This window comes from Geothrix sp., assembly GCF_020622065.1.
In the GTDB taxonomy this organism is placed as follows: Bacteria; Acidobacteriota; Holophagae; order Holophagales; family Holophagaceae; genus Geothrix.
On record NZ_JAHRYQ010000002.1, the window covers coordinates 308,974 to 333,032 of the forward strand.

Annotated in this window: 15 protein-coding genes; 7 read left to right on the forward strand and 8 right to left on the reverse strand. The window is 67.9% G+C overall.

Annotated elements, in window-relative coordinates; translation table 11 throughout:
* Positions 1 to 108 precede the first annotated feature (108 nt).
* The 4 genes from QZ647_RS10945 to QZ647_RS10960 all read left to right on the forward strand — a co-directional run bounded on the left by QZ647_RS10945 (position 109) and on the right by QZ647_RS10960 (position 2,903).
* Positions 109 to 633 (forward strand): HAD hydrolase family protein, encoded by a 525-nt coding sequence (locus QZ647_RS10945; RefSeq protein ID WP_291272194.1) that lies wholly within the window; start codon positions 109 to 111, stop codon positions 631 to 633.
* 1 nt (position 634) lies between these two features.
* Positions 635 to 1,168 carry a hypothetical protein gene (locus QZ647_RS10950; RefSeq protein WP_291272195.1) on the forward strand — a complete coding sequence of 178 codons (534 nt, stop codon included), beginning with the start codon at positions 635 to 637 and terminating at the stop codon, positions 1,166 to 1,168.
* 151 nt (positions 1,169 to 1,319) lie between these two features.
* Entirely contained in the window at positions 1,320 to 2,036 is a 717-nt protein-coding gene (locus tag QZ647_RS10955) for a hypothetical protein (RefSeq protein WP_291272196.1), read from the forward strand.
* Positions 2,037 to 2,057: 21 nt separating this feature from the next.
* The gene (locus QZ647_RS10960; protein ID WP_291272197.1) at positions 2,058 to 2,903 is read left to right on the forward strand and encodes an OmpA family protein; all 846 of its coding nucleotides are present in this window, start codon (positions 2,058 to 2,060) and stop codon (positions 2,901 to 2,903) included.
* A gap of 62 nt (positions 2,904 to 2,965) precedes the next feature.
* Here the strand turns inward: QZ647_RS10960 and QZ647_RS10965 are convergent, their stop codons facing one another.
* Positions 2,966 to 5,059 carry a M3 family metallopeptidase gene (locus tag QZ647_RS10965; protein ID WP_291272198.1) on the reverse strand — a complete coding sequence of 698 codons (2,094 nt, stop codon included), beginning with the start codon at positions 5,057 to 5,059 and terminating at the stop codon, positions 2,966 to 2,968.
* Between the two features lie 442 nt (positions 5,060 to 5,501).
* Here QZ647_RS10965 and QZ647_RS10970 point away from each other — a divergent pair, with 442 nt between their 5' ends.
* On the forward strand, positions 5,502 to 6,536 hold the full coding sequence (locus tag QZ647_RS10970; protein WP_291272199.1) for an alpha/beta fold hydrolase: 1,035 nt from the start codon (positions 5,502 to 5,504) through the stop codon (positions 6,534 to 6,536).
* A gap of 111 nt (positions 6,537 to 6,647) precedes the next feature.
* On the opposite strand, the gene QZ647_RS10975 is transcribed toward QZ647_RS10970, so the two are convergent.
* Positions 6,648 to 7,313 carry a cytochrome c3 family protein gene (locus tag QZ647_RS10975; protein ID WP_291272200.1) on the reverse strand — a complete coding sequence of 222 codons (666 nt, stop codon included), beginning with the start codon at positions 7,311 to 7,313 and terminating at the stop codon, positions 6,648 to 6,650.
* A 27-nt stretch (positions 7,314 to 7,340) separates the two neighbouring features.
* A complete protein-coding gene (locus QZ647_RS10980) occupies positions 7,341 to 9,413 on the reverse strand; it encodes a S9 family peptidase (protein ID WP_291273030.1) in 2,073 nt (690 codons plus the stop codon).
* Positions 9,414 to 9,508: 95 nt separating this feature from the next.
* On the opposite strand from QZ647_RS10980, the gene QZ647_RS10985 reads away from it, so the two are divergent.
* Together QZ647_RS10985 and QZ647_RS10990 are read left to right on the forward strand one after the other, a co-directional pair.
* Positions 9,509 to 10,963 carry an HAD-IG family 5'-nucleotidase gene (locus tag QZ647_RS10985; RefSeq protein ID WP_366526169.1) on the forward strand — a complete coding sequence of 485 codons (1,455 nt, stop codon included), beginning with the start codon at positions 9,509 to 9,511 and terminating at the stop codon, positions 10,961 to 10,963.
* Positions 10,960 to 11,448 (forward strand): acyl-CoA thioesterase, encoded by a 489-nt coding sequence (locus tag QZ647_RS10990; RefSeq protein ID WP_291272202.1) that lies wholly within the window; start codon positions 10,960 to 10,962, stop codon positions 11,446 to 11,448. Before QZ647_RS10985 ends, QZ647_RS10990 begins: the two co-directional genes overlap by 4 nt.
* 9 nt (positions 11,449 to 11,457) lie before the next feature.
* Here the strand turns inward: QZ647_RS10990 and QZ647_RS10995 are convergent, their stop codons facing one another.
* From QZ647_RS10995 to QZ647_RS11015, 5 genes are all read right to left on the reverse strand, one after another.
* Entirely contained in the window at positions 11,458 to 12,870 is a 1,413-nt protein-coding gene (locus QZ647_RS10995) for a hypothetical protein (RefSeq protein WP_291272203.1), read from the reverse strand.
* Positions 12,871 to 13,060: 190 nt separating this feature from the next.
* Positions 13,061 to 15,625, reverse strand: a complete 2,565-nt coding sequence (locus QZ647_RS11000; protein ID WP_291272204.1) for a PKD domain-containing protein — start codon at positions 15,623 to 15,625, stop codon at positions 13,061 to 13,063.
* A 497-nt stretch (positions 15,626 to 16,122) separates the two neighbouring features.
* Entirely contained in the window at positions 16,123 to 19,539 is a 3,417-nt protein-coding gene (gene mfd / locus QZ647_RS11005; protein ID WP_291272205.1) for a transcription-repair coupling factor, read from the reverse strand.
* Between the two features lie 89 nt (positions 19,540 to 19,628).
* Positions 19,629 to 22,829: an efflux RND transporter permease subunit gene (locus QZ647_RS11010; RefSeq protein WP_291272206.1), complete on the reverse strand. Its 3,201-nt coding sequence runs from the start codon at positions 22,827 to 22,829 to the stop codon at positions 19,629 to 19,631.
* Positions 22,830 to 22,832: 3 nt separating this feature from the next.
* Positions 22,833 to 23,948 (reverse strand): efflux RND transporter periplasmic adaptor subunit, encoded by a 1,116-nt coding sequence (locus QZ647_RS11015; protein WP_291272207.1) that lies wholly within the window; start codon positions 23,946 to 23,948, stop codon positions 22,833 to 22,835.
* Between the last annotated feature and the right edge of the window lie 111 nt (positions 23,949 to 24,059).

The window sequence follows — 24,059 nt, forward strand, 5'->3', positions numbered from 1 at the left end:
CCATTGGAGCATCCTGCAAGCTAAGCATTCCACCTGACTGTCGTTTTTCGGGTGATCGTGACCAGCGTCATGCCCGCCCGAGTTGCTAGGCTGGAGCCGGAGACTCCCGTGGACGACCTGGACCTGCGCGCCGCCAAGATCCGCCTGCTCTGCACCGACATTGACGGGGTCCTCACCACCGGCCTCCTGCACTACGGTGCGGAACCTGGCCACACCAAGGCCTTTCATGTCCGCGACGGCGCCGCCATCAAGATGCTCCAGCAGGCGGGCATCCCCGTGGCCTTCATCTCGGGGCTGGATGCCGGGGCCACCGTGAACCGCGCCAAGGATCTGGGCGTGGTGGATTGTTTCGCGGGCCACCTGGAGAAGAAGCCCATCCTCGACCGGCTCTGCGCCAAGTACGGCCTGGCCTACGATCAGGTGGCCCACCTGGGCGACGACCTCCCGGACCTGCCCCTGCTGCGGCGCGTGGGCTTGGCCTGCTGCCCGTCGGATGCCGTGGCCGAGGTGAAGGCCGCCTGCCACTGGGTGGCTCCCGTGCCCGGCGGCCACGGCCTGCTGAGGGTTGTGGCCGAGCGGATCCTCAAGGCCCAGGGCCACTGGACCGACATCGTCACCAAGTACGAGGCCTGACATGAAACCGCTCGCCGCCGCCCTGCTCGCCACGACCCTGGCCCTTCCCGCCCAGGAAGCGGCCACCCTCGGCGTTCGCGTCCACGCCCTGGTGCCCATGGGGGACCTGCGCGACCTCACCAACAGCCAGGCGGGGCTCGGCGTCGCCGCCTACATCGACATCCCCATCAACCAGGGCTTCGTCCTGCGCCCCCTGCTGGGTGCCCAGTTCATCCCCAAGGGCGACACCCTGGGCCTGACCGGCACGAAGACTTCGGTCACTTCGGTCGACCTGATGGCCGAGTTCCTGTGGTTCCCCGGCGAGGACCCGGAGCGCGGCCCCTACCTGATCGGCGCCCTGGGCGGCCAGCAGTGGCGCCTGAGCGCCACCGGCACCAGCCCCTCCACGGCCTCGCACACCCGCCTCGGCGCCAGCGGCGGCCTGGGCTTCCAGGCCTCTTCCCACTTCGGCCTCGAGGTGAGGGGCTTCTGGAGCCCCATCGAGAGGGACCTCACGGCCACCGGACTCACCGTCGGCGCGACCTGGCGGTTCTGAGCCCGACCCTGGCCAAGCCCCCCGGCACCCTTGAGGCCCAGGTCTGCGCCCCGCCGCAGGCCCAACTTCCCCTTGATCCCGGAGGGTCCATGGGTCTTGAATGATGACAATCTACTCATCTTTCATGACCCGCTTCCCCCAGGAGGGTGCCATGCGGCTCCGGAGATCGGATCTTCCCAGCGGCCGGCGGGACTTCGGCGGAGGCCTGCACCACCCCCCGAGCCGGGCCCCGGAATGGCGCGTCCCGAGACTCCTGGCCTGCGTCGCCGGTCTGGGGTGCGCTGTGCTGATGGGGGCGCCGCCCGCCCCGACGAACACTCCACCCTGCCCCCCCGTGATCGCCGCCCTGGCGCCGAAGGGCGCGGTGCGGGTGACGGGGATGTACCAGGGCCAGGGCATCGTGGCCCTGGGCGGCGGCAGCGCCGACCTGCCCTTCTCCTACCCCTGCCTCACAGAGAAGTTCCCGGCGAAGTGGAGCGTCGAGCTCCAGCACTACGAGGGCGAGGGCGTCCAACTGCTCCAGATGCAGGTGGCCGGCTACGAGCAGCAGGTCCTCCAGAACGAGAAGGACGAGATCGCGCGGAAGCGCCGCAAGGCGCCAGCGGCCCAGGGGAATCCCTTCCGCCTGGAACAGGTGGCGGGCGGCACGGTCATCCTCTCCACCCAGACCCGCCGGTGCCCCTGGGGCGGCGTGGCCGACAACCGCGTCGAGCCGCCCCCCATCCCCATGGTGCGCCTCGTGGGGGTGGCCCACACGCCGAGCACGCGCATCACCCTGAAGATCGAAGGCGACATGAGTGCGGAGGCCGCCCTCGCCGCCGCGAAGGAGACCTTCGAAAACCTGGCCAAGTACCCGTTCAAGCCCTGACCTTTCCCGAAAGGATCTTCCGTGAGCCGAGCCCATGCCTTCGCCGCTGCCACCGTCATGGCCTTCGCCACCCTCCTCGCCGCGCCGCCGGTCCTGGCCCAGGCCGACAAGGCCGGATGCAAGGACCATCCCCTCTTCCCCACCCGCATGCCGGGCTATGTCCTCCAGGACTGCAAGACGGAAGAATTCGGCCGCTACGAGTTCTGGACTCCCAACGCCCGGGAGAAGGTGCCCGTGGAAGGGAAGTTCATGTTCCTGACCTACGCCGTCACGGACCGGAAGCTCGAACCCTCTGCCGTGGCCGTGGTGAGGAACTACGAGAACGCCATCCTGAAAGCCGGCGGCAAGGTGCTCCACCAGCGGCCGGACTGGTGGGTGAACGGCAAGATCACCAAGGACGGCAAGGAAGCCTGGGTTCAGGCTGAGCGCGGGAACGGCAAGATCTGGCTGCGCATCGTCGAGAAGCAGGCCATGGCCCAGTACATCGTGGCCGATGCGGCGGCCATGGGCAGCGACCTCGCCGCCACCGGTCATGTGGCGATCTACGGCATCTACTTCGATACCGGCAAGGCCGAGGTGAAGCCCGAGTCCAAGCCGGCCCTGGCGGAGATCGCCAGACTGCTCGGCCAATCTCCGGCCCTGAAGCTGAAGGTGGTCGGCCACACCGACATGACCGGCGGCCTGGAGGCCAACATGAAACTCTCCCAGGCCCGCGCCGAGGCCGTGGTGCAGGCCCTTGTCGGCCAGCACGGCCTCGCCGCCTCCCGCCTGAAGGGTTACGGCGTGGGTCCTCTGGCCCCGGTGGCCAGCAACGACACCGAGGAGGGCAAGGGCAAGAACCGGCGGGTGGAGCTGGTCAAGGACTAGCGCCCGGCGAAAGACGGAGGGTGACCGGCCCCGGGCACCCTCCGCTGCGTTTGGATTCGCGCCTACTTCAGCCCGCGCTTCTCGAGCAGGGGTCCCACCTGGGGATCCCGGCCGCGGAAGCGCTGGTAGAGCAGCGCAGGATCCTCGGTGCCGCCCTTCGAGAGCACTTCGGCACGGAACTTCGCCGCGGTGGCGGGATCGAAGAGGTTGCCCTTCTCCTTGAAGGCCTGGAAGGCGTCGCTGTCCAGCACGGCGCTCCAGATGTAGCTGTAGTAGCCTGCGGCGTAGCCCCCCATGATGTGGTTGAAGTAGGGGCTGCGGTAGCGGGGCGGGATCTCGGCGATGAGCCCCCACTTGGTGAGCGAGGCCTTCTCGAAGGCGGCGGTGTCCTGGGGCTTGGTGGTGGTGAGGGTGTGCCAGTCCATGTCCAGCAGCGAAGCGGCCATGTATTCCACCGTGGCGAAGCCCTGCCCGAAGGTGGCGGCCTTCTTCATCTTCGCCATCAGCGCCTCGGGGATGACCTCACCCGTCTTGTAGTGCTTCGCATAGAGCTTCAGCATCTCGGGTTCCATGGACCAGTTCTCCATGACCTGGCTGGGCAGCTCCACGAAGTCACGGGGTGTGCCGGCCGTGCCGCGGTAACGGCCCTTGTAGAAGAGCCCATGCAGGCCATGGCCGAACTCGTGGAAGAGGGTGCGCACCTCGTCCGAGGTCAGCAGCGCGGGACGATCCCCCGCCGGCGCGGTGAAGTTGCACACATTCACCACCACCGGATCCACCTGCTTCCCGTCCTGCACCCAGGCCTGCCGGTAGCTGCTCATCCAGGCGCCGCCGCGCTTGCCCGGCCGGGGATGGTAGTCCACGAAGATCAGGCCGAGGTGCCGGCCGTCCTGCTCCTTCACCTCGAAGCAGCGCACATCCTTCTGATAGACGGGCACCTCCTTCCTCTCGGTGAACGAGATGCCGTAGAGCTTCCCGGCGAGGGTGAAGGCGCCTTGGCGCACCGCGTCGATGGCGAAGTAGGGCTTCACCGATTCCTCGTCGAAGTCGTACTTGGCCTGCTTCACCTTCTCCGCGTAGTAGCGCCAGTCCCAGGGCTCAAGCTTCTGGCCGGGCAGATCCTTCGCCATCATGGCCTGCAGCTCAGCGCGCTCCTTCTTGGCGACCTCCAGCGCGGGCTTCCAGATCTGGTCCAGCAGGCCGTAGACCCCCTTGGGATGCTTGGCCATGTTCTCTTCGAGCACGAAGTCGGCCCAGGTCTTGTAGCCCAGCAGCTGGGCCTTCTCCACGCGCAGGGCCGCCACCTTCGCCACGATGGCGTTGGTGTCGGTGTCCCCGCCCTGGTTGCAGCGCTCCAGATAGCCTGTGAGGAGGCGCTTACGCAGCTCGCGGTTCTGCGAGTACTCGAGGAAGGGCCAGATGCTCGGACCATCCAGGGTGAACAGCCACTGGCCGTCCTTGCCGGCCTTCTTCGCCGCGGCGGCCGCCGCCAGGCGCGTGCCCTCGGGCAGGCCCGCGAGGTCGGCGGGCTTCTCCACCAGCATCTGGAAGGCCTTGGTGGCCTTCAGCAGGCGGTCGCCGAACTCCACGCCGAGCTTGGACTGCTCGGCGTTGATGGCGCGCATGCGGATCTGCTGGTCGGCGGTCAGCGCGGCACCCGCCCGGACGAAGCCCTTGTAGGTGCGCTCCAGCAGCCGGGCCTGGTCCGGCGCGAGCTTCAGGTTTGCGCGACCCTCCCACACGGCCTTCACCCGCCCGAAGAGCTTGGCGTTGAGCTGGATGTCGTCGCGGTGGGCGGCCATCAGCGGCATCAGCTCGCGGTTCACCGCCTGGAGCTTCGGGTTCGTCTCGGCGCCCGTGAGGTTGAAGAACACGGAACCCACGCGATCCATGAACTGGCCCGACCGCTCCAGCGCCACGATGGTGTTCTCGAAAGTCGGGGCGTCCTTCGCCTCCGCGATGGCCTTCACTTCGGCCTTCTGCCGGGCCATGCCCTCCTGGAAGGCCGGGAGGAAGTGCGCCTCTGTGATCGATGCGAAGGGCGGCACGCCGAAGGGCGTCTTCCAGTCCGCGAAGAACGGATTGCCCGCCACGGCAGGATCGGCCGCCAGCGCGGGAAGGGTCATGAGAGCGGCCAAAGCGGAAGCGGTGCGCATAGAGGCTCCTGGAGGGTCATTCTTCACTCTAGCATCATCTTACGAGGGGAACCGAATCGGGGTCTCCGGGGCTGGGCTATCCTCATGTCCATCCCCCGCCCTTCGAACCGAGGATGCCATGCGATCCCCCCTCTTCCGTCCGCTGCCCTCCGGGCTTGCGCCCTGCCTGGCGATCGCGCTCCTCCTGCTGAAGTGCGCGCACCAGCCTCCGGTGGTGCCACCGGCTCCGGCCCCCAGGCCCGCCCCGGTGCTCCCGCCTCCTCCGCCACCGCCACCGCCGCCTGCAGCCTCGGCGCGCCCGTCCATGCCACCACCGCCCCCGCCGGTGGAACGCGAGGACCCCCGCATGGCCGAGCGGTCCGACATGCCACGGAAGGAGGCCTCCTCGCGACGCTCCCTGCCGCCCCCACCTGCACCCGCGCCTATGCCTGCACCTGCGCCTATGCCTGCACCTGGGGCCGGCAATCCCAATGTGGCCCGGGACCAGGCTTTCGCCCGGGTGTCGGTGATGTACGGCACCGACCGGAAGCTGGATCCCCGCACCGGAGGCTACGGCGGCGCCCGGGGTGCCGGGATCTCCTATGGCGAAGTGGCCGTGAGCATCCCGAGGGGGCACAAGACCGGCGACATCGAATCACCTTCCATCTGGCGGCTGGAGTTCCGCGAGGATCCCCGGAAGCACATGGTCATCCTCGACCGGACCTTCCATACCCGCCAGGGCTTCCTCAACCGTGTGAAGGCGCGGATCCAGGCCCAGGGCTCCTCCGGATCGAGCTTCGTGTTCGTCCACGGCTACAATGTCTCCTTCGACGACGCCGCCCGGCGCACGGCGCAGATCACCTTTGATCTCGACTACCGCGGCGTGCCCGTGTTCTACAGCTGGCCCTCGCAGGGGTCGCTCCAGGGCTACACCACGGATGAGAACAATGTCCAGTGGAGCGAGGCGAACCTGAAGAAGTTCCTCGTGGATTTCGCCCAGAAGAGCGGCGCCCGGGACATCTACCTCATCGCCCACTCCATGGGAAACCGCGCGCTGACCGGCGCCCTCCGCCAGATCTTCGCCGAGCAGCCGAAGCTCAAGGGCCGCTTCAAAGAGATCATCCTCACCGCGCCCGACATCGACGCGGAGATCTTCAAGCGCGACATCGCCCCGGCCCTCGCGGCCGGCTGTGAGCGGATCACGCTGTATGTCTCCAGCGGTGACAACGCGCTCCTGGCCTCCAAGAAGGTGCATGGCTACCCCCGGGCCGGCGATACCGCCGAGGGCATCGTGGTGGTGCCGGGCATCGAGACCGTGGATGCGTCGGGGCTGGACACCAGCTTCCTGGAGCATTCCTACTTCGCCACCGCCCCGCCCGTGCTCGGTGATATCCGCCGCGTGATGCAGGAGGGGCTGCGCGCCGCCCGCCGGGGCCTGGAAACCCGGTTGGCGGGGGGCGGCAGCTACTGGAGGCTGAAGGGGGCGCCGCACCCCTGAGGTCCATGCGAGGCCAGCGCGCACACACCGACCAGAAGCGCCAGGAAGAGGCGGAGACTCATGGGCCTGCTGGATCTCCAGTCCGGGATGGCTCGGTGGCTGCTCGGTCGGCTAGGCCTTGTGGGCGTGCGCCTTCGCCAGGAACGCGGCGTCGGCCTTGGCCCCATGGCATTTCCGGCAGAAGTCGGCACTCGGCCTGACGAGGCCCGCGGCCTTGGCCGCCGCGGGATTCTTCATGACCGGCATGGCCTTGTAGTCAGCGCCGTTGCCATGGCAGGCCTCGCAATCCAGGCCCTTCTTGGCATGGGCCGAGACCGACCAGGAGTCGTGCTGGACGCGGTGGCACATCCGGCACTTGTCGGCGCCGACAGCCGCGTGGCCGTTGCTTGCCAGGGTCGGCATGGGACCAGGTGCGGCGGGCGCTGCGGCAGTGGGCGTGGCCGCGGCGGGTTTGGCTGCGGAGGCTGGGGCCGCGGGAGCCGGAGCGGCCTTGGGGGCCAGCTCCGGTGCCGGCGCTGCGGCTGGCACCACTGGGCTGGGAGCCACGACCGCGGGTGCGGCGGCCGTCGCAGGCTTTGAAGCCACTCCCGCGGGAGCCGCTGGCTTGGAGGTGGAGGCCTGCGCCCCCCCCGCAGGCGGCGCCTGGGTTCCCGAGGTGGCCGGGGCCGGTCCCGAGGGGGCGGGGGGTGCGGCGCTCGGAGCCTCTGCCGGTTTCTCCGGTCCGCAGCCGAGGAACGAGAGGACAAGCAGGAAGGTCAAACCGACCGATCGGCACATGGGGACTCCGGGATTCGTACCTGGATGCTACTTCCCGGCCTTGTCAAAAGCCAGGTTCCGCACCATGTCCTCGGTCTTCCAGGGGGCGGCGCCGCCACCCAGGTACTTCTGGAACCACTCGAGGTGGGCGTTGTAGTAGACGGGCATGGATTTCAGGTTGTCGGGCCAGTGGCCGTCATTCTTGAAGACGATCAGGCGGCTGGGCACGCCCATCTCCTGCAGGCCCGTGAAGAACTGCAGACTCTGCGTGTAGGGCACGCGGTAGTCCCGCTCGCCGGTGATGACGAGGCAGGGGGTCTTGAAGGCCTGCACATGGCTGCTGGGGTTCATGCGGTCGTAGGCCGCCGACTTCTCCCAGGGTGTGCCCGTGAGGTCGTGCTCGGGGAACCACAGCTCCTCCGTGGCGCCGTGCATGGAGCGCAGGTCGTAGACGCCCATCATGGCGGCCAGGGCCTTGAAGCGGGTGGTGTGACCCTCCAGCCACATCATGGCGTAGCCGCCCCAGCTCCAGCCCATGGCGCCCATGCGGTCTTTGTCCACATAGGGCAGCGCGGCCAGGTGGTCGGCCACCTTGTCGATGTCGGTCATCACCTTGCCGTCCCAGTCGCCGCTGATGGCGTCCGTGAAGGCCTGGCCGTAGCCCGTGGAGCCGTGGGGGTTGGGGAAGGCCACGATGTAGCCGGCGCCGGGATAGACCTGCCAGTCGCCGCGCAGGGTGTCGGACCACATCATCTGCGGGCCGCCGTGCACATTGAGGATGAGCGGATACTTCTTGGCCGGGTCGAAGCCGTGGGGCTTCACGATGAAGACATGGATGTCCTTGCCGTCGGCACCCTTCACCCACTGCTCCTCGGCAGGACGGAAGTCCACCTCCTTGGCCAGGGCCTGGTTGAAGGCACTGAGGCGCCTCAGCTCCTTGGATTCGAAACCGTAGCGCCAGATCTCCGCTGGCTCGCCCACGCGGGTCTTGGTGAGGTAGACCGCCTTCTGGTCGGCGCTCACTACGAACTCCTTGATGCTCTGACCCTCGAGCATGCGGGTGGTCTTCCCGGAGGCGACCTCCACACGGAAGAGCGGCCAGCGGCCCTTCTCCTGCACGGTGAACCAGAGGGCCTTCCCGTCCGCCGACCACTGGAAGCCGTCCACCCAGTTGTCGATGGCTTCCGTCAGCACCTTGCGGGCCTTCGTCTGGCGGTCATAGACGGCCAGGCGGAAGAGGTCGGATTCATGGCCCGGCTTCGTCTGGAACTTGTAGGCGATGTAGCGGCCGTCCGGCGAGTACTTCGGATCCTGGTCCGCCGCCGGGTTGTCGCCGGTGATGCGCTTGGGAGTGCGGTCGCCCTCCAGCGAGATCAGGAAGAGATCCTGATTGGTGCTGCGGGCGGCCACGGGGTCGGTGTTGGTGGTGACGCAGAGTTCCTTGCCGTCGGGGCTCAGGTCCCAGGCCTGCCAGAAGGCCGGATAGTCCTGCTTCCCGGAGGTGATGGCTTCGACCTTGCCCTCAAGTGTGGCCGAGAAGAGGTGGCTGTACTGGAAATCGCGCCACTCGGTCCAGTGGCGGTAGAGCAGCGAATCCGCCAGGTGGGCCTGCACGGGACCGCTCTCCAGCTTCTCGCTCAGCTCCTTGTGCTTGGCGCCATCGGCCATGGCTTCGGGGAACACCGAGGCCTCGAACACCACCCGATTCGTGCCGGGCGCGAGCTTCGGCGATCCGACGCCGGGCTCGAAGCTGGTGACCTTCCGAGCCTCTCCGCCGCCGGCATCCAGCGCCCAGAGCTGGCTGCCGCCCTCACGGCTGGAGAGGAAGTAGAGCGTCTTGCCGTCCTTTGACCACTGGGGCGCCGTGTCCGATTTGCCCGAGTAGGTGAGCTGCTTTGCCTGGCCCGAGGCTGTCTCCAGCACCCAGAGCTGCGTGTTCCGCTTGGCGGCCTTCAGGTCCTGGCTGGACACCTCGAAGGCCAGGCGGGACCCATCCGGGCTCAAGACCAGGTGCTGGATCCCCTTCAGGCGGTAGAGATCCTCGATGTGGAAGGCCCGCTTGTCCGCCGCCACCGCGGGCAGGGCGACGAGGAGGGCGGGAATCAGGAACCGATGCAGCATTGACACGGGGCCTCCGGGACGAGAACCCACAGAATCGCATGGAGCCGGGGCACCGGCCACCATCGGCCCCCACGCCCACCTTGCTATCCTGACGCATGGTGAAGCCCGAGCCCCCCGACCAACCCCGCGGCCGCGGCATCTTCTGCAACCGGACCCTGAACCTCCGGTCGGTTCGGGCCATCGGCTACGACATGGACTACACCCTGGTGGACTACCGGGTGGCGGCCTTCGAGCAGATGGTCTACGCCCAAGCCCGGGAACGGCTCGCCTCCGAAGGCTGGCCTGTGGAAGGTCTGGATTTCGACCCCAGGATGGTGGCCCGCGGCCTGGTGATCGACACTGAACGAGGCAACCTGGTGAAGGCCAACCGCTTCGGCTTCGTGAAGCGGGCCATGCACGGCACGCGGATGCTCGAACACGCCGAGCAGCGGGATGCCTACGCCCAGACCCTGGTGGACCTGAACGATCCCCGCTGGGTCTTCCTCAACACGCTGTTCTCGCTATCCGAAGGCTGCCTCTTCGCCCAGGCGGTGGACCTGCTGGACCGGGGCGCCCTGCCCCGCCCCTTCGAATACGCCAGCCTCTACCGCCATGTGCGGGCGCGGGTGGATGCCCAGCACCTCGAAGGCCACTTGAAGGCCGAGATCGCCGCGGCGCCTGAGCGCTATGTGGTGCAGGACCCCGAGGCCGCCCTGGCCCTGCTGGACCAAAAGGCCGCGGGCAAGAAGCTGCTGCTCATCACCAACTCGGAGTGGAGCTTCACCTCGAAGATGATGGCCCACGCCTACGACCGGCACCTGCCGGAAGGCATGACCTGGCGCCAGCTCTTCGACCTGGTGATCGTGGCCGCCCGGAAGCCCGCCTTCTTCACCGAGCGCGGTCCCTTCTTCGAAGTGGTGGACGAGGCAGGCCTGCTGCGGCCGCTGATGGGGCCCCTGCGGCCGGGCGGCCTCTACCTGGGCGGCTGCGCCTCCCAGGTGGAGCGGGATCTCGGCATCTCCGGCGACGAGATCCTCTATGTGGGCGACCACATGTTCGGCGATGTCCATGTGAGCAAGCGGCTCCTCAGCTGGCGCACGGCCCTGGTGCTGCGGGAGCTGGATGCGGAGATGGCCGCTCTGGAATCGTTCCGAGAGACGGAACTTCGCCTCATGGCCATGATGCGGGAGAAGGAAGGGCTGGAGGACCGCCTGTCCCAGACGCGCCTCGCCCTCCAGCGCCTCCACGCGGGATACGGTCCCGCCCCCACGGCCGATGCGGCCACCCTGGAGGCGCGCGTCCACGACCTCCGCGGCCAGCTGGTGGCCCTCGACGCCGAGATCGCCCCTCTGGCCAGGGCCGGCACCGAACTGGTCAATGCGAGGTGGGGCCTGCTCACCCGCGCCGGCAACGACAAGAGCCACCTCACCCGTCAGATCGAGCGTTACGCCGACATCTACACCAGCCGCGTGTCGAACTTCCTCCACGCCACGCCCTTCGCCTACTTCCGCTCCCCCCGGGGCAGCCTGCCGCACGATCCGGCCGGTCCCGGGATGGAGGCCCAGCCATGACTCTGGCGCCGGCCTTGCCGCCGGGCGTTTTCGCCCGCACCTTCGCCGTGCCCGAATCGGCCATCGATGGGAACGGCCATGTCAACAATCTGGAATACCTGCGCTGGATGCAGGACATCGCCACGGCCCACTCAGACGCGCAGGGCTGGACGCTGGCCCGGTATGCGGAGACCCAGACGAGCTGGGTGATCCGTTCTCACACCATCGACTACCTCCGGCCCGCCTTCGTCGGGGAGACGATCACCGTGCTGACCTGGATCGGCGGCTTCGACGCCCAGGAATCCCCTCGTCACTACCTCTTCTGGCGGGACGGGGACCGGAAAGTCCTGGCCAAGGCCAGGACCCTCTGGGTCTTCGTCGATGCCGGGACGGGACGGGCCCAGACCATTCCAGAGGCGTTCCGGAGCGCCTTCACGGTGGTGCCCGATGAGAAGCAGGTGCTCTGGGCGCTGAAAGCAGCGGGCCCGGTGACCTCCGGATCCTGATCGAACCCGTCATTTCACCGCATAGATCGTCACGCCGTAGTGCTCGGGATCCCAGGGCGCATCGCTGTTCCAGTGGCCGTAGGCGTGGCTGTCGTCGGTGCGGAAGCGCACCGTGCAGGTGCCTTTGGGCAGGCTGATCACTTCGTCGGCCAGGCGGTTCTTCGTGGCGCCGCCCGCGTGATGGGTGCGGCTGCGCTCCATGAACCAGACGCGCTTGCCGGCGGCATCCTCGATCCAGGCCTCATCGGCCATGTCCTCCCCGTCGCCTTCCGCGATGGCGTAGATCCTCACGGAACGGCCGGAGGAGAGGGTGAACGAGGCGCTGCGGTCCTGGCCGTCGCCCACGCGCACCAGCTCGGCCACCACGGGCCAGGTCAGCGGCTCCGTCAGCGCCACCGCCGCCAGGTCCCCATCCGACGGCACCGACAGCGTCAGGCCATACATGCCGGGGTCACAGGGAGGTGCGGCGTTCCAATCTGCGGGGGAGTGCGAATCATCCGTCACGAAGGAGGCCTCGTAGTCACCGGCCGGCAGCTGGAGGGTCTCCACTTGACGACGGTTCTTGCCAGCTCCCCCGGCGAACTGGGCCTTGTCCATGCTCATCTCCCACACCCGCGTGCGCGTGCGGGCATCCGTGATCCAGCCGTAGTCGTGCATGCGCCGGCCGCTGCCTTCGCCTTCGGCATAGACATGCAGCGCGACTGCCTTCTTCAGGTGGAAGGCCTGGGTCCTGTAGCTGCCATCCGAGACCGCAGGCAGCGCCAGCACGATGTTCTTCCACCGCAGCGGCGCCTCGAAAAGCACCACCGTCCCGGCCTCGCCGCCCGGCAGGTAGAGCTCCAGTCCGTAATGGCCCACCTGTTCCCGCCAGTGCCGGAGCATGCTCGCATTGTCCGCCCCGAAAGCCGCCAGGAAGCCATGGGACCGATCGGCCCCTTCCCGGTGGAGGGCCCGACGGTCGATGTTCCGGCTCCACTGCGCGAAGAGCAGGCTCTGCCCGAATCCGTGATTGGCGAAGTAGGCCTCGTAGCTGCCCTTCGGCAGGTCGAGGTACTGGTCGGCCACGCGGTATTCCCAGTCCCGCTTCGTGTTGGATCCATCCATCTGCCACACCACCTCGCGGGTGACGGCGTTCAGGATCCACCCATAGGCGAAGAGCGGCTGATCCATGGGCGCGCGGCCGAAGCGCCGGAGCCCCCCGCCCTTGGCATAGACATGGACCTTCATGGCCTGGGGCAGGGTGAAGCCCTGGCTGCGCACCTCAAGGGCTTCGAAGCCCTTGAGGGAGACGATGCGGGGTTCCGCCTTCGCCTCTGCGCTATGCAGGACCAGGGGGGCGAAGGCCGTGAGCAGCAGGAAGGCGGTGATGGTCTGGACCACGCGACCCAGGGCGGCGGCTTCGGACATCAGAAAGGACAGCATGGGCGCTCCTGTCGGGACCCTTTCAAGGTAGGCCCGACCATGCTCCCCCTGGTCGGGGGATCGGCGAACGGCGGATCCGGACCGGCGGCTGGCCGCCCCTGTCCGGCCGGGGGTGCCAAGACAGAAAGCGGGGGCGGTCCTGGGCCGCCCCCGCGTCCTTCATCCCTGGCCCGGAGGCCTGGGGACCCGTTCAGTTGTTGAGCGCACCCGCGGTGATCCAGGCGGAAATGAGGGACTGATTGGCCGCAGATACATTCCGGTGGCCGCTCGCCAACTGGATGACCAGGGCGCTGGAGGCTGGGTCGCCCGGTACGACCCGGAGCCCCGGAAGTGTGGTGGCGGGCACATTCACCAGGTTGGCGTAGGCGCTTCCCGCGGTGAGGTTCATGCCGGCCGCCCCTGCCGCGTCATGACAGCCCACGCAGAGGGGCGTGAAGATCTGGGTCTGGATCTGGGTGAGCGTGGGGGCGGCGACCGCCGAGACGGTGATGGTGCGAACGGGTGGGTTCGGATCCACCAACCCGTGGGAATCCGTGGCCGTCAGGCGCACCGTGTAGGTCCCCGGGGCCGCAAAGGTGTGGGAACCCGGAGCCAGCAAGGTCGATGTCGTCCCATCCCCGAAAGTCCAGAGCACAGTGACCGCATCGCCATCCGGGTCGGAAGCCGTGCCCGTGAAGGTCACCGACTGGCCCGCGTTGATGGTGACATTGGTCGCAGGAGCGATGATCGTCGCGGTGGGCGGCTGATTCACCGGGGCGGCCGTGACGGTGATGGTGCGGGTCGGCGGGTTCGGGTCCGGCAATCCATGGGAATCCGTGGCCGTCAGGCGCGCCGTGTAGGTTCCGGCTGTGGCGTAGGCATGGGCGCCGGGAGCCAGCAAGGTGGAGGTCCCCCCGTCTCCGAATTCCCAGAGGACAGTGACCGGGTCTCCATTGGGATCCGAGGCGGTGCCTGCGAAGGTGACTGACTGCCCGGCGACGATGCTGACGCTGCCGGAAGGCGAGGTGATCGTGGCGGAGGGCGGCAGGTTCACGGCAGCGGGCTGGACCGTGATGGTTCGGGTGGGCGGATTGGGATCCGCCAGCCCGTAGGCATCAGTGGCGGTCAGGCGGACCGTGTAGGTCCCGGCCATGGCATAGGTGTGGCTACCCGGCGAGAGGAGGGTAGAGCTGCTGCCATCGCCGAAGTCCCATAGGATCGAGACGGCATCGCCATCGGGATCCGTGGCCGTCCCCGCGAAGGTGACCGACTGACCGGCCTGGATGGTCGCATCCGCAGCTGGCGAAGTGATGACGGCCGTGGGTGGATGGTTCGCCGGGGGGGCGGCCGTGGGAAGGATCTGGCCCCGGATCTCGCCGGTGGGATACGAGCGGGTCGGAACAGTCAGGTAGAGGTTCCCGGCGGCGAGAGCGGCGCTGAATCCCGCCCAGTCGCCCGCATAGGGCCCCAGGAGGTTCTGGAGACGGATCCGACCCCCAAGGGCGAAGCCACCCATGCCCCCGCTTCCGCTCTCTCTCCCGCTCGTAAGCTCGTCCTCATCGTCATCAAAGTCGTCGCCGCGGGGGAGGATGGCCACCAGGGGCCCTGTGGTGCCCTTGGCGCCCTGATGGATCTCGATCCTGCGCACGCGGGCGATGCCCGTGATCGTCACCCGATAGCCGAGGGCCGGGCCAGTGGACACCTGGTCATCGGAAAGGGTGGTTCCGCTCACGAAGCTGAAGGACGCCTTCCCGGAGGCCTGGGTCGTGACAGGGGGAACCTCTTCCGTCCCACTGAGCGTGGCCGTGAACTGGGCCGGTGCAGCGGGGAGGATGGCGGGCCGCGCGACCAGGACGAGGCCCCGGCTGGTGCTGGTCCAGTACACGCTGCCGTTGGCGGCCACCGCGACTCCCGTGGGCTCGGGATCACCCCTATGGATGACCGTCCTGGAAAGGGTCGCGAGGTCGAGGGCGCTCACGGTATTGGTGCCACCCGCGGCGGCGTCCTTGCCCGGCGTGGGCACCTCCGTGAAATACAGAACATCCTCGGCTGGACCGAGGGCAAGGCCTTGCGGCGACTTCAGCCCGGTGACGAGCACGCTGCCCTTGCCATCCGGGGACCGGTGATAGATGAGCCCTGCGGCGCGGCTGGTCCAGTAGAGATCCCCGGAAGACGCCGCGACCAGGACCGTCTTGTCCGGCCCCGAAGGATCGGGGATGGCCGTGGGCGAGGCGCCCCGCACCAGCACGGCAGCCACGCCGTTTCCGCCCTGGGCGGCCGTTCCAGCGAGGTACACCCGGTTTGCGGCATCCACGGCGATGGTCGTGGTCGGCAGCATGCCACCCGCATGGAGGACGGTCGGCGACCCCGCGGCCCTGCTCTGGGTCATGAGCGCACCCTTCTGCGCATCCACCCAGTAGAGCCGCCCCGCCCGGTTCGCCGCGAATCCGGATTGAACGGCGGCCCCGCCGGCGATCAGGCCCACGCTTCCAGTGCCCAGGTCGATCCGGGCGAGCGAGGCATCCAGGGGGGCCGCGGGCTGCTGGGAGATCACCAGTGATCGGTTGTCCGCCAGGGCGATGCCCGTGGGCTTCGACAGGCCCGAAGCCACCACGGAGAACGAGAATGGCGCAGCGCTTGCGCCCGGGGCCGGCTGGCTGGAGGAGGCTGTCTGCGCCTGGGAGGCGCTTTTCCCGCAGTGGAGGACGGGCAGCACCAGCGCCGCTCCCGCAAGGGTGGCGAGATTCATGGAGTGGCGGAGGAAGGAATGGGTCATGGATCTCTCCTGTGAAGACGGGCCCTCCCCATCCGCCCCGTGCGGGGCGAGGGATCGGCAGAATGGAAAAGCGCGCGGGTCTTCACCACCCCTGCGGGGCCGCATGAGGCGCCAGCCACTCACCTGGATGGAATGGCCCTCCTGGAACGGCCGGTGTCGATCACCGGATTGGACGCCAGAACGGGCTTCCGGGCATTCATTCCGGAAGTGAGTCGTAAACATGGAGCGCAGACTTGCACCCGTCAAGACTCCCCACCACGAACTCCGGAGATGCTGCATTGGCGCCGGTTTAGAGGCTCTTAAGGTAGATTCGGAAAGGCCGCTTCCACCCATCGGGCACCTCGATCTACACCTTCTGGATGACCTCGATCCTCCTCAAAGCCCATAGCGGCGGCCGCCCCGGCGATGCCGCCCTGCGCGGCGAGCAGAACAGACCGCCTCGGATCGCGGCCCCGTAGATCGTACGAAGGATGGATCGTTCGCTTGGAATCCTTCAGTCAGGCCGTGCCAAGCGCCGCCCACTCGGCCAGGACCCGCTGGGCCTGGAGGATGGGCCCCTCGGCCGTGCCCTGCAGCGGCAGGCGCACGGCGCCATCGGGGCTGAGCTGGCCGCCCTTCTGCCGGCCCACCCAGGCCATGAGGCGCGTGGGATCCAGGGGCGTCAGGGGACTGAGCCGCAGCTTGAGGGCGCCCTTCTCCACGGCGACCTCGGAGACGGCCACGGCCTGGGCCCGGACCTTCACCTTGAGCAGCTCGAAGAACCGCTGGGTCTCCGGGTCATCCTCCGGCACGCGGCCGAAGCGGTCTTCCAGGTCCAGGCGGTAGAGCTCCAGGTCCTTCTCCTCGCGCAGCCGCGAGATGCGCTTGTACGCCACCAGGCGCTCACTGGCCTGGTCGATCCAGCGGCGGCTGAGCTGGGCGCCGGGCGCCAGGCCGTCCACCTTCACCTCGAAGGTGCCGCTGGGCTGGCCCTGCAGCTCCTGGAGCGTTTCCTCCAGCAATTTCACATACAGCTCGAAGCCGATGTCGTGAATGTGGCCTGACTGTTCACCGCCCAGCAGGTTGCCCGCGCCGCGCAGCTCCAAATCCATGGCCGCCACGCGGAAGCCCGAGCCCAGTTCCGAGAAGTCCTCCAGGGCCTGGAGCCGCTTGCGGGCATCGTCGCTGATTTCGTGCTTGGGCGGAATCAGCAGGTACGCGTAGGCCGGCACATCGCTTCGCCCCACGCGGCCCCGCAGCTGGTAGAGCTGGCTGAGGCCGAAGGCGTCGGCCCGGTGCACGATGAGCGTGTTCGCGTTCGGTACATCGAGGCCATTCTCGACAATGGTCGTCGCCACCAACACATCGACACGGCCCTCCATGAAGGAGACCATGGCCTGCTCAAGGCTTTCATCCGTCATCTGTCCGTGCCCCACGGCCACCCGGGCATCGGGCACCAGCTCGCGCACCCTCGCCGCGATGGAGACGATGGATTCCACTCGGTTGTGCACCAGGTAGACCTGGCCCCCGCGGCGCAGCTCGAACTGGATGGCGGTCTGCACCAGCTCGTCGCTCCAGGGCGCCACCACGGTCTCGATGGCCAGCCGGTCCTTCGGCGGCGTCTCGATGAGGCTGATCTCGCGAAGCCCCGTGAGGCTCATGTGCAGTGTGCGCGGGATGGGCGTGGCGCTGAGCGCGAGCTGGTCCACATTGAGGCGCAGCTTCTTCAGCTTCTCCTTGTGGCCCACGCCGAACCGCTGCTCCTCGTCGATCACCACCAGGCCGAGGTCGGCGAACTTCAGCTTCGCGCCCAGCAGCTGGTGGGTGCCGATGACGATCTCCACCTTGCCGTCGGCTACTTCTTGGAGGATGCGCTTCTGGTCGGCGGGATCCACGAAGCGGTTGAGCATCTCGATGCGGATGGGGAATCCGGCGAAGCGCTCCTTGAAGGTCCTGAAGTGCTGGAAACAGAGCACCGTCGTGGGGCACAGCACCGCCACCTGGCGCCCTTCCAGAGCCACTTTCGCCGCGGCGCGCATGGCCACTTCGGTCTTGCCGAAGCCCACATCGCCCACCAGCAGGCGGTCCATGGGGCGCGGCGATTCCAGATCGGCCTTCACGGCCTCGATGGCTTCGATCTGATCCGGCGTGGGCGTAAAGGCGAAGCTGGCATCGAAGGCCGCCATGTCAGGGCCGTCGGGCGGATAGGCGTGACCCTTCTCCAGCTTGCGCTGGGCGTAGAGCTTCAGCAGCTCGTCGGCCATGTCGCGGATGGCCTTCTTGGCCTTGCGCTTGACCTTGGCCCAGCTGGCACCGCCCAACTTGTCCAGCGGCGGCAGGTGGCCCTCCGCCCCGGTGTAGCGCTGCATCAGATCGGCCCGTTCCAGGCTCACATTGAGCTGGCCCCCGTCGGCATAGCGCAGCTGCAGCACTTCCTGTTCCTCGCCACCCACCGTGAGGGTCGCGAATCCCAGGAACTCGCCGATGCCATGGTCGAGATGCACCACGCGGTCGCCGGGCTTGAGGTCCCGCAGATCCGACAGGAAGGCCGCGCTGCGCGATTTCTTGGGCGCGGCCTGGATGGCCTTGCGCCCGAAGATCTCCCGCTCGGTGAAGACCACCAGGGCGGGCTCCTTGAGATGGACCCCCGCGCTCAGGGCCAGCTGAATGGCCCGGCAACCCGTTTCGGTGCCGTAAGCCTGGGGCAGATCGTAATCGCGGAGGAATTCCGCGAAGCGGTCCCGCATGCCCGGCGTTGATCCCGCGAGGAAGACCCGATGTCCCGTGAGCGCCAGCTCCTGCACATGCTCGGCCAGATCCGGCAGGCGCCCCTGGAACTCCCGCACGGGCTGGGCCGCGAGGGGTACCGTGGCCTCACTCTGCCACTCGGTGAGGTGGAGGGTGGGCCGACTGGGATCCGCCGGCTGGAACCGGTCCTCGAAGTCAGGGCAGACCACGCCACCCCGACGGAGCACCGCCAGGCCCCCCTCGATGCGGGTCCGCTCAGCCTCGCGCAGGGCCTCCTCCCAGGCCCCGTCCAGCCGCACCCGCAGACAGGGCGGCATCCAGTGGACCAGCTGGCCCTTGGGCTGGGCCAGCAGGGGATGGAACAGCTCCTCACCAGGAAAGTGGCCGTGGGTGGCGAGCCGGGCCCGGCGGAAGGCTAGATCATCGTCGGCTTCCGGCGTGCGGTCCGCACGGGAGGCCACGGCCGCCAGCAGGGCCTGGCCATCGCCGCGGTCACCCTCGAAGCGGGGATACAGGGTGAGGGATTCCAGGGCCTCTCCGGTACGGCGCTGGGTATCGGGGTCGAAGGGGCTGAGGCGCTCCAGCTCATCGCCGAAGGTCTCCAGCCGCAGGGGCTGGGCCTGGTGATCGGGCCAGAGGTCCACCACCATGCCGCGCGAACTGAATTCGCCGGGTGCCGAAGCCATCTCCGCGCGGCGGTAGCCCAGGGCCACCAGGGTCTCCAGCAGCAGCTCCCGGGGCACCTCGGCGCCCTGGTGGAGATCCAGCTTCTGCTTCTGGAACCAGGTGGGATGGGGCAGCTTCTCGCAGGCTGTGAGCGGCCCCGTCACCAGCACCTGGACCTGGCGCTCGAGCAGGCCCACCAGGGTCGACAGCCGCTCCCGCAGCACCATCCCCGGCGGGCTGCTTTCGCCGCCCGCATAGGGCGCGAACCCAGGGAAGTGGGCCACACCCACACCGGGCAGCAGAGCTTGCAGGTCCTGGGCCAGGATGCGGGCTTCCCCCTCGGTGGGAGCATCCACCCAGAGGGACTGCACCCGGCCTTCGCGGGTGATCCACCGTGCCAGCACCAGCGCCAGTGCGGGCGGCGAGGTCCAGCGGAGACGAGCGCCCGGTGCCCCAAGGACCTCTGCGGGGGCCTCGGCCAAACGCAGCAGATCCTTCAGCTCGGGGGCGACGACATTCATGGCACCCTTCAGATTGCCTCAAGCGGCGCCCGGAGACGAGCGCTCATATCTCCCGCACGGTCCGCCGGGAGGCCCCGGCTTCATCTAACTCAGGCTTCCGGGGCCCCGGCGAGGGGACGGACCACCTCGGGCTCCGGCTCGGCTCGGCCCAGCAGGCGCCGGATCCGGCCCCACACTTTCACGAGGCTGAAGTCCTCGACGATCTCGAAGAACACCGGCACCACGATGAGCGTGAGCAGGGTGGAGGTGATGAGGCCGCCCACCACGGCCCGGGCCATGGGAGCGCGCATCTCGGCACCGGCACCCAACGCCAGGAAGAGCGGGAGCATGCCGCCGATCATGGCAAAGCTGGTCATGAGGATGGGCCGCAGCCGCACCGTGCCTGCGCGGATGATGGCCTGGCGGCGGGAGATGCCCTCTTCCCGCTCCAAGTGCAGGGCATGGTCCACCAGCAGGATGGCGTTCTTGGTCACCAGGCCCATCAGGAGGATCATGCCGATGCTCGTCATCATGGACATGGAGTCGCCCGTCACCAGCAGCATCAGCACCATGCCCACCATGGAGAGCGGCAGGCTGGCCATGATGGCGATGGGCAGCTTGAAGCTCTCGAACTGGCTGGCGAGCACGAAGTAGATGAAGAACACCGCCAATAGCAGCGAGGTTCCCATGTAGCCCGCAGTCTCCTTCTGATCCCGGGTCTGCCCCAGGAACTCGACCCGCGTGCCTTCGGGCAGCTTGCCGCTCGCCTTCAGCTCCGCCACCTTCTTGGCCGCGCCGGCGCTGACTTCGCCGAGGGTCGAGCCCTCGAAGTTCGCATCGACTTCCACTTCTTCCATCAGGTCATGGCGCTGGAGTTTGGCGGGGGCGATGCCCTCCTCGAAGCGCACCACCTGGTTGAGCCGTACCAGCGGGTGCTTGCCACCGCCCAGGTCCTTGGTGCTCTGAACCGTCATGTTCGCCAGTTGCGTCGTGAAGCGGCGCTGCTGATCCTCGAGGCGGACGCGCACATCGCGCTGCTCCCCCTTCTCGTCTTCATACTTCGCCACTTTTTCGCCGTCCACCAGGGGGCGCACCATCTGAGCCACCAGGGCCGGGCTCACCCCCAGATCAGAGGCGGCCTTGCGGTCGATGACGAGCTTCAGTTCAGGCTTGCCGGTATCCAGGCTGGTGGTCACATCCACGGCGCCCGGGACGCTGCGCAGGGCCTCCTTCACCAGCGGCACGGCCTGGATGACCGCGTCCCGGTCCGGCGCCTGCACGGCCACCATGATGGGGAAAGCCATGCCCCAGTCGTTCACCGGCCCCACGGCGGCATCCACACCGGGGATGGAGCGGAAGGCTTCGCGGATCTGGCGGCGGATGATCACCTGGTTGGGGCGGCGGCCTTCCTTCAACTTCACATAGATGCCGCCGGAATTCACGGTGCCGTTCAGGCCCGTGCCGATGGTGGTGTAGGTGAAGGCCACGCCGGGGATGGCCTTGATGGAGGCCTCCATGGCCTGCGCCTTGTCGCGGGTGGCGGCCAGGCTGGAGCCCGGTTCGGCCTTGAAGGTCACCTGCAGATCGCCTCGATCATAGTCGGGCATGAAGTTGTTGCCGAGCAGGCCCGAAAGGACCATGGCCAGCACGAAGCTGCCTCCGCCCATGGCCATGACCGTCTTGCGGTGGTTCAGGGACCACTCGATGGCCGTCTTGTAGAGCTGTTCCCAGCGGTCGAGCATGCGGCTGAAGGCCTCCACGCTGCGCATGATGGGATTGCGACCCCGGTAGTGCACATGGGCATCGGAACTCTTCTCGTGCTCGGGATCGGGCCACACGGCGCTCAGCATGGGATCGAGCGTGAAGCTCACAAACAGCGAGACGGCCACGGCAAAGGCCACGACGATGCCGAAGGGGAAGAAGAACTTGCCCACGATGCCGCCCATGAAGGCCACGGGCACGAACACGGCCAGGATGGACAGCGTCGTGGCGATGACCGCCGGGCCGATCTCTGCCGTGCCCTCGCGGGCGGCGGTGATATGGTCCTTGCCCATTTCCGCATGCCGGGTGATGTTTTCGCGGACCACGATGGCGTCGTCGATGAGGATGCCGATGGCGAGGCTGAGGCCCATGAGGGTCATGGTGTTCAGCGTGAAATCCAGCACCCGCATGATGATGAAGGTGGAGATGACGGACACGGGCAGCGTGAGGCTGGTGATGAGGGTGGACCGCCAGCTCTTCAGGAAGTAGAAGACGATGATCACCGTGAGCAGGCCACCCAGGTAGATGGACATGTTCACATCGTCGACATTGTCGATGATGAAACGGGCGTTGTCCTTGGCCGTGACCACCTCCACGCCCTGCTTCTGCAGCTCGGGTTTCATCTCCTCAAGCGCCTTCTCCACCGCCGTCACCATGGCGACGGTGTTGCCGCCGGTCTGCCGCTGGATTTCCAAGGCCACCACATCCTTGCCGTCCAGGCGCGCGAGGCTGCGTCGTTCCTTGATGCCATCCACGATCGTCGCGACTTCCTGCAGCTCGATGGGGCGGCCTTCCTTGTTGCCCACGATCACATGGTTGAAGTCGGCCACGGTACGGGCCTTGGCATCCACCTTCACGGACACTTCGCGGTTCCCCTGGAGCAGGTTGCCGCTGGGAATGGCCATGGTGTCGCTGCCCAGGGCGCTCTTCACGGCCTGGAGGGCCAGCCCCTGGGATTCCAGCTTCTTGGGATCGATGTTGACGAGGATTTCGCGCGTGCTGCCACCCGCCGGGTCCACCTTGCCCACTCCGTTGATGTTCTCGATGCGCCGCTTGAGGAAGTCCTCCGCGATGCGGGTGAGCTCCCGGTCGCTCATGTCTGCATGCTTGGCATCCGGCTTCACCACCAGGGAGAGCACCGGCAGCTGCGCCGGGTCGAACTTGGAGATGACGGGCTCCTCGATGTTGCTGGGGAGATCCCGGCGGATCTGGCCGATCTTCGTGCGCACATCATTCAGCGCGTTATCCACATTGCGGCCCAGGTGGAACTGGATCACGAGCGTGCCCAGGCCCTCCTGGCTGGTGGAGCTGATCTCCTTGATCTTCTCGATGGGGTTGACGGCCTCTTCGATCTTCCGGACCACATCCTGCTTGACTGACTCGGGGCTGGCGCCGGGGTAGATCACGGAGACGGTGACGGTGGGGATGTCGGTGTTGGGGTACTGGTCGATGCCCAGGCTCTTCACGGAGAAGAGCCCCAGCACCACCAGGGCCAGCATGATGCAGACGGTCAGGACCGGCCTGCGGATGGAGAGGTCAGACAGGAACATGGTTCACTTCCCCTCTGCGGCAGCGCCGCTGATCACGCGGAGGCGGGTGCCCTCGCCCACCAGGTCTTTGCCGCTGTCGATCACCTGCGCGCCGACCGCAAGCCCGCTGACCGGGCGGAAACCGTCCTGCTCGGGTCCCAGGATGACCTTCCTCCGGCGCGCCATCTCCTGCTCCACGATGTAGATCTCGGCGTCGTGGTCCTGAGCCTTCAGCAGCGTGGCCGGCAGGGCCGGGCTCTTGGTCTCGCCCTCGCCGAGGATCACGCCTTCGACGAAGAGGCCGCCCTTGAGCGCGCCATCTGGGTTGGGAACTTCCACCCGGACGCGCAGGGTGCGGCCGTCCTGAGACAGGCTGGGGCTCACCTGGGCGACCCGGCCTTCGACCAGGCGGTCCAGGCCGATGGCCCGGAAAGTCGCGCGCTGACCGACCTTCACCTGGGCCATGGCCTCGGTGGGAAGGTCCGCGCGGATCTCCAGCTTGCGGTTGTCCACGATTTCGAAGGCGACCTGACCGGGGTTCAGCATCTCGCCGGGCTGCACCGCGCGCCGGGCCACCTGCCCCGCGAAGGGCGCCACGAGGCGGGCCTTCTTCAGGCGCAACCGCGCCATCCCCAGGTTGCTTTCAGCGGCCTGGGCCGCGGCCCGGGTGGCGTTGTAGGCGGTCTCGGCCTGCTGGGCAGCTTGGCGCGTGATGCTGCGCTTCTCCAGGAGCGCCACGGAACGGTCATTGTCGCGCTGGGCCTGGAGGGCCTGGGCCCGGGCCTGGGCCGCCTGGGCCTCGGCCGCCTGGACGCCCAGCTGGTAGTCGTCTTCGTCCTGAGCCCCCAGCAGCGCGCCGGCGGCGACGGTGTCGCCTTCCTGCACGGCCACCCGGGTCACCCGGCCGGTGACTTCGGCTTTCAGCTCGGCCCGGTTCACCGCCAGCAGGGTGCCCGTGAAGGCCACGGCGGGCCGGAAGCTCCGCTCCTGGACGGGGATCAGGGTCACGGGTACTGTGCCCTCGGACTTCACCGTGGCCTGGTGGTCCAGCTCATTGTTGCGTTTGCCGCGGTGGAAGCTGGCCGCCCCGGCGATCACGACGGCGGGCACGGCGATGTAGAGGATGGTTTTGCGGTTCATGGTCGGCTCCTGGAATTCGTCGGATTCGAGCTCGCCGTCAGGCTTCGCCTGGCGGCGACGAGGGGGGTTCCGGGGAGGACATCGCGAGCGAAGCGAGCAGGCGGTCCCCTC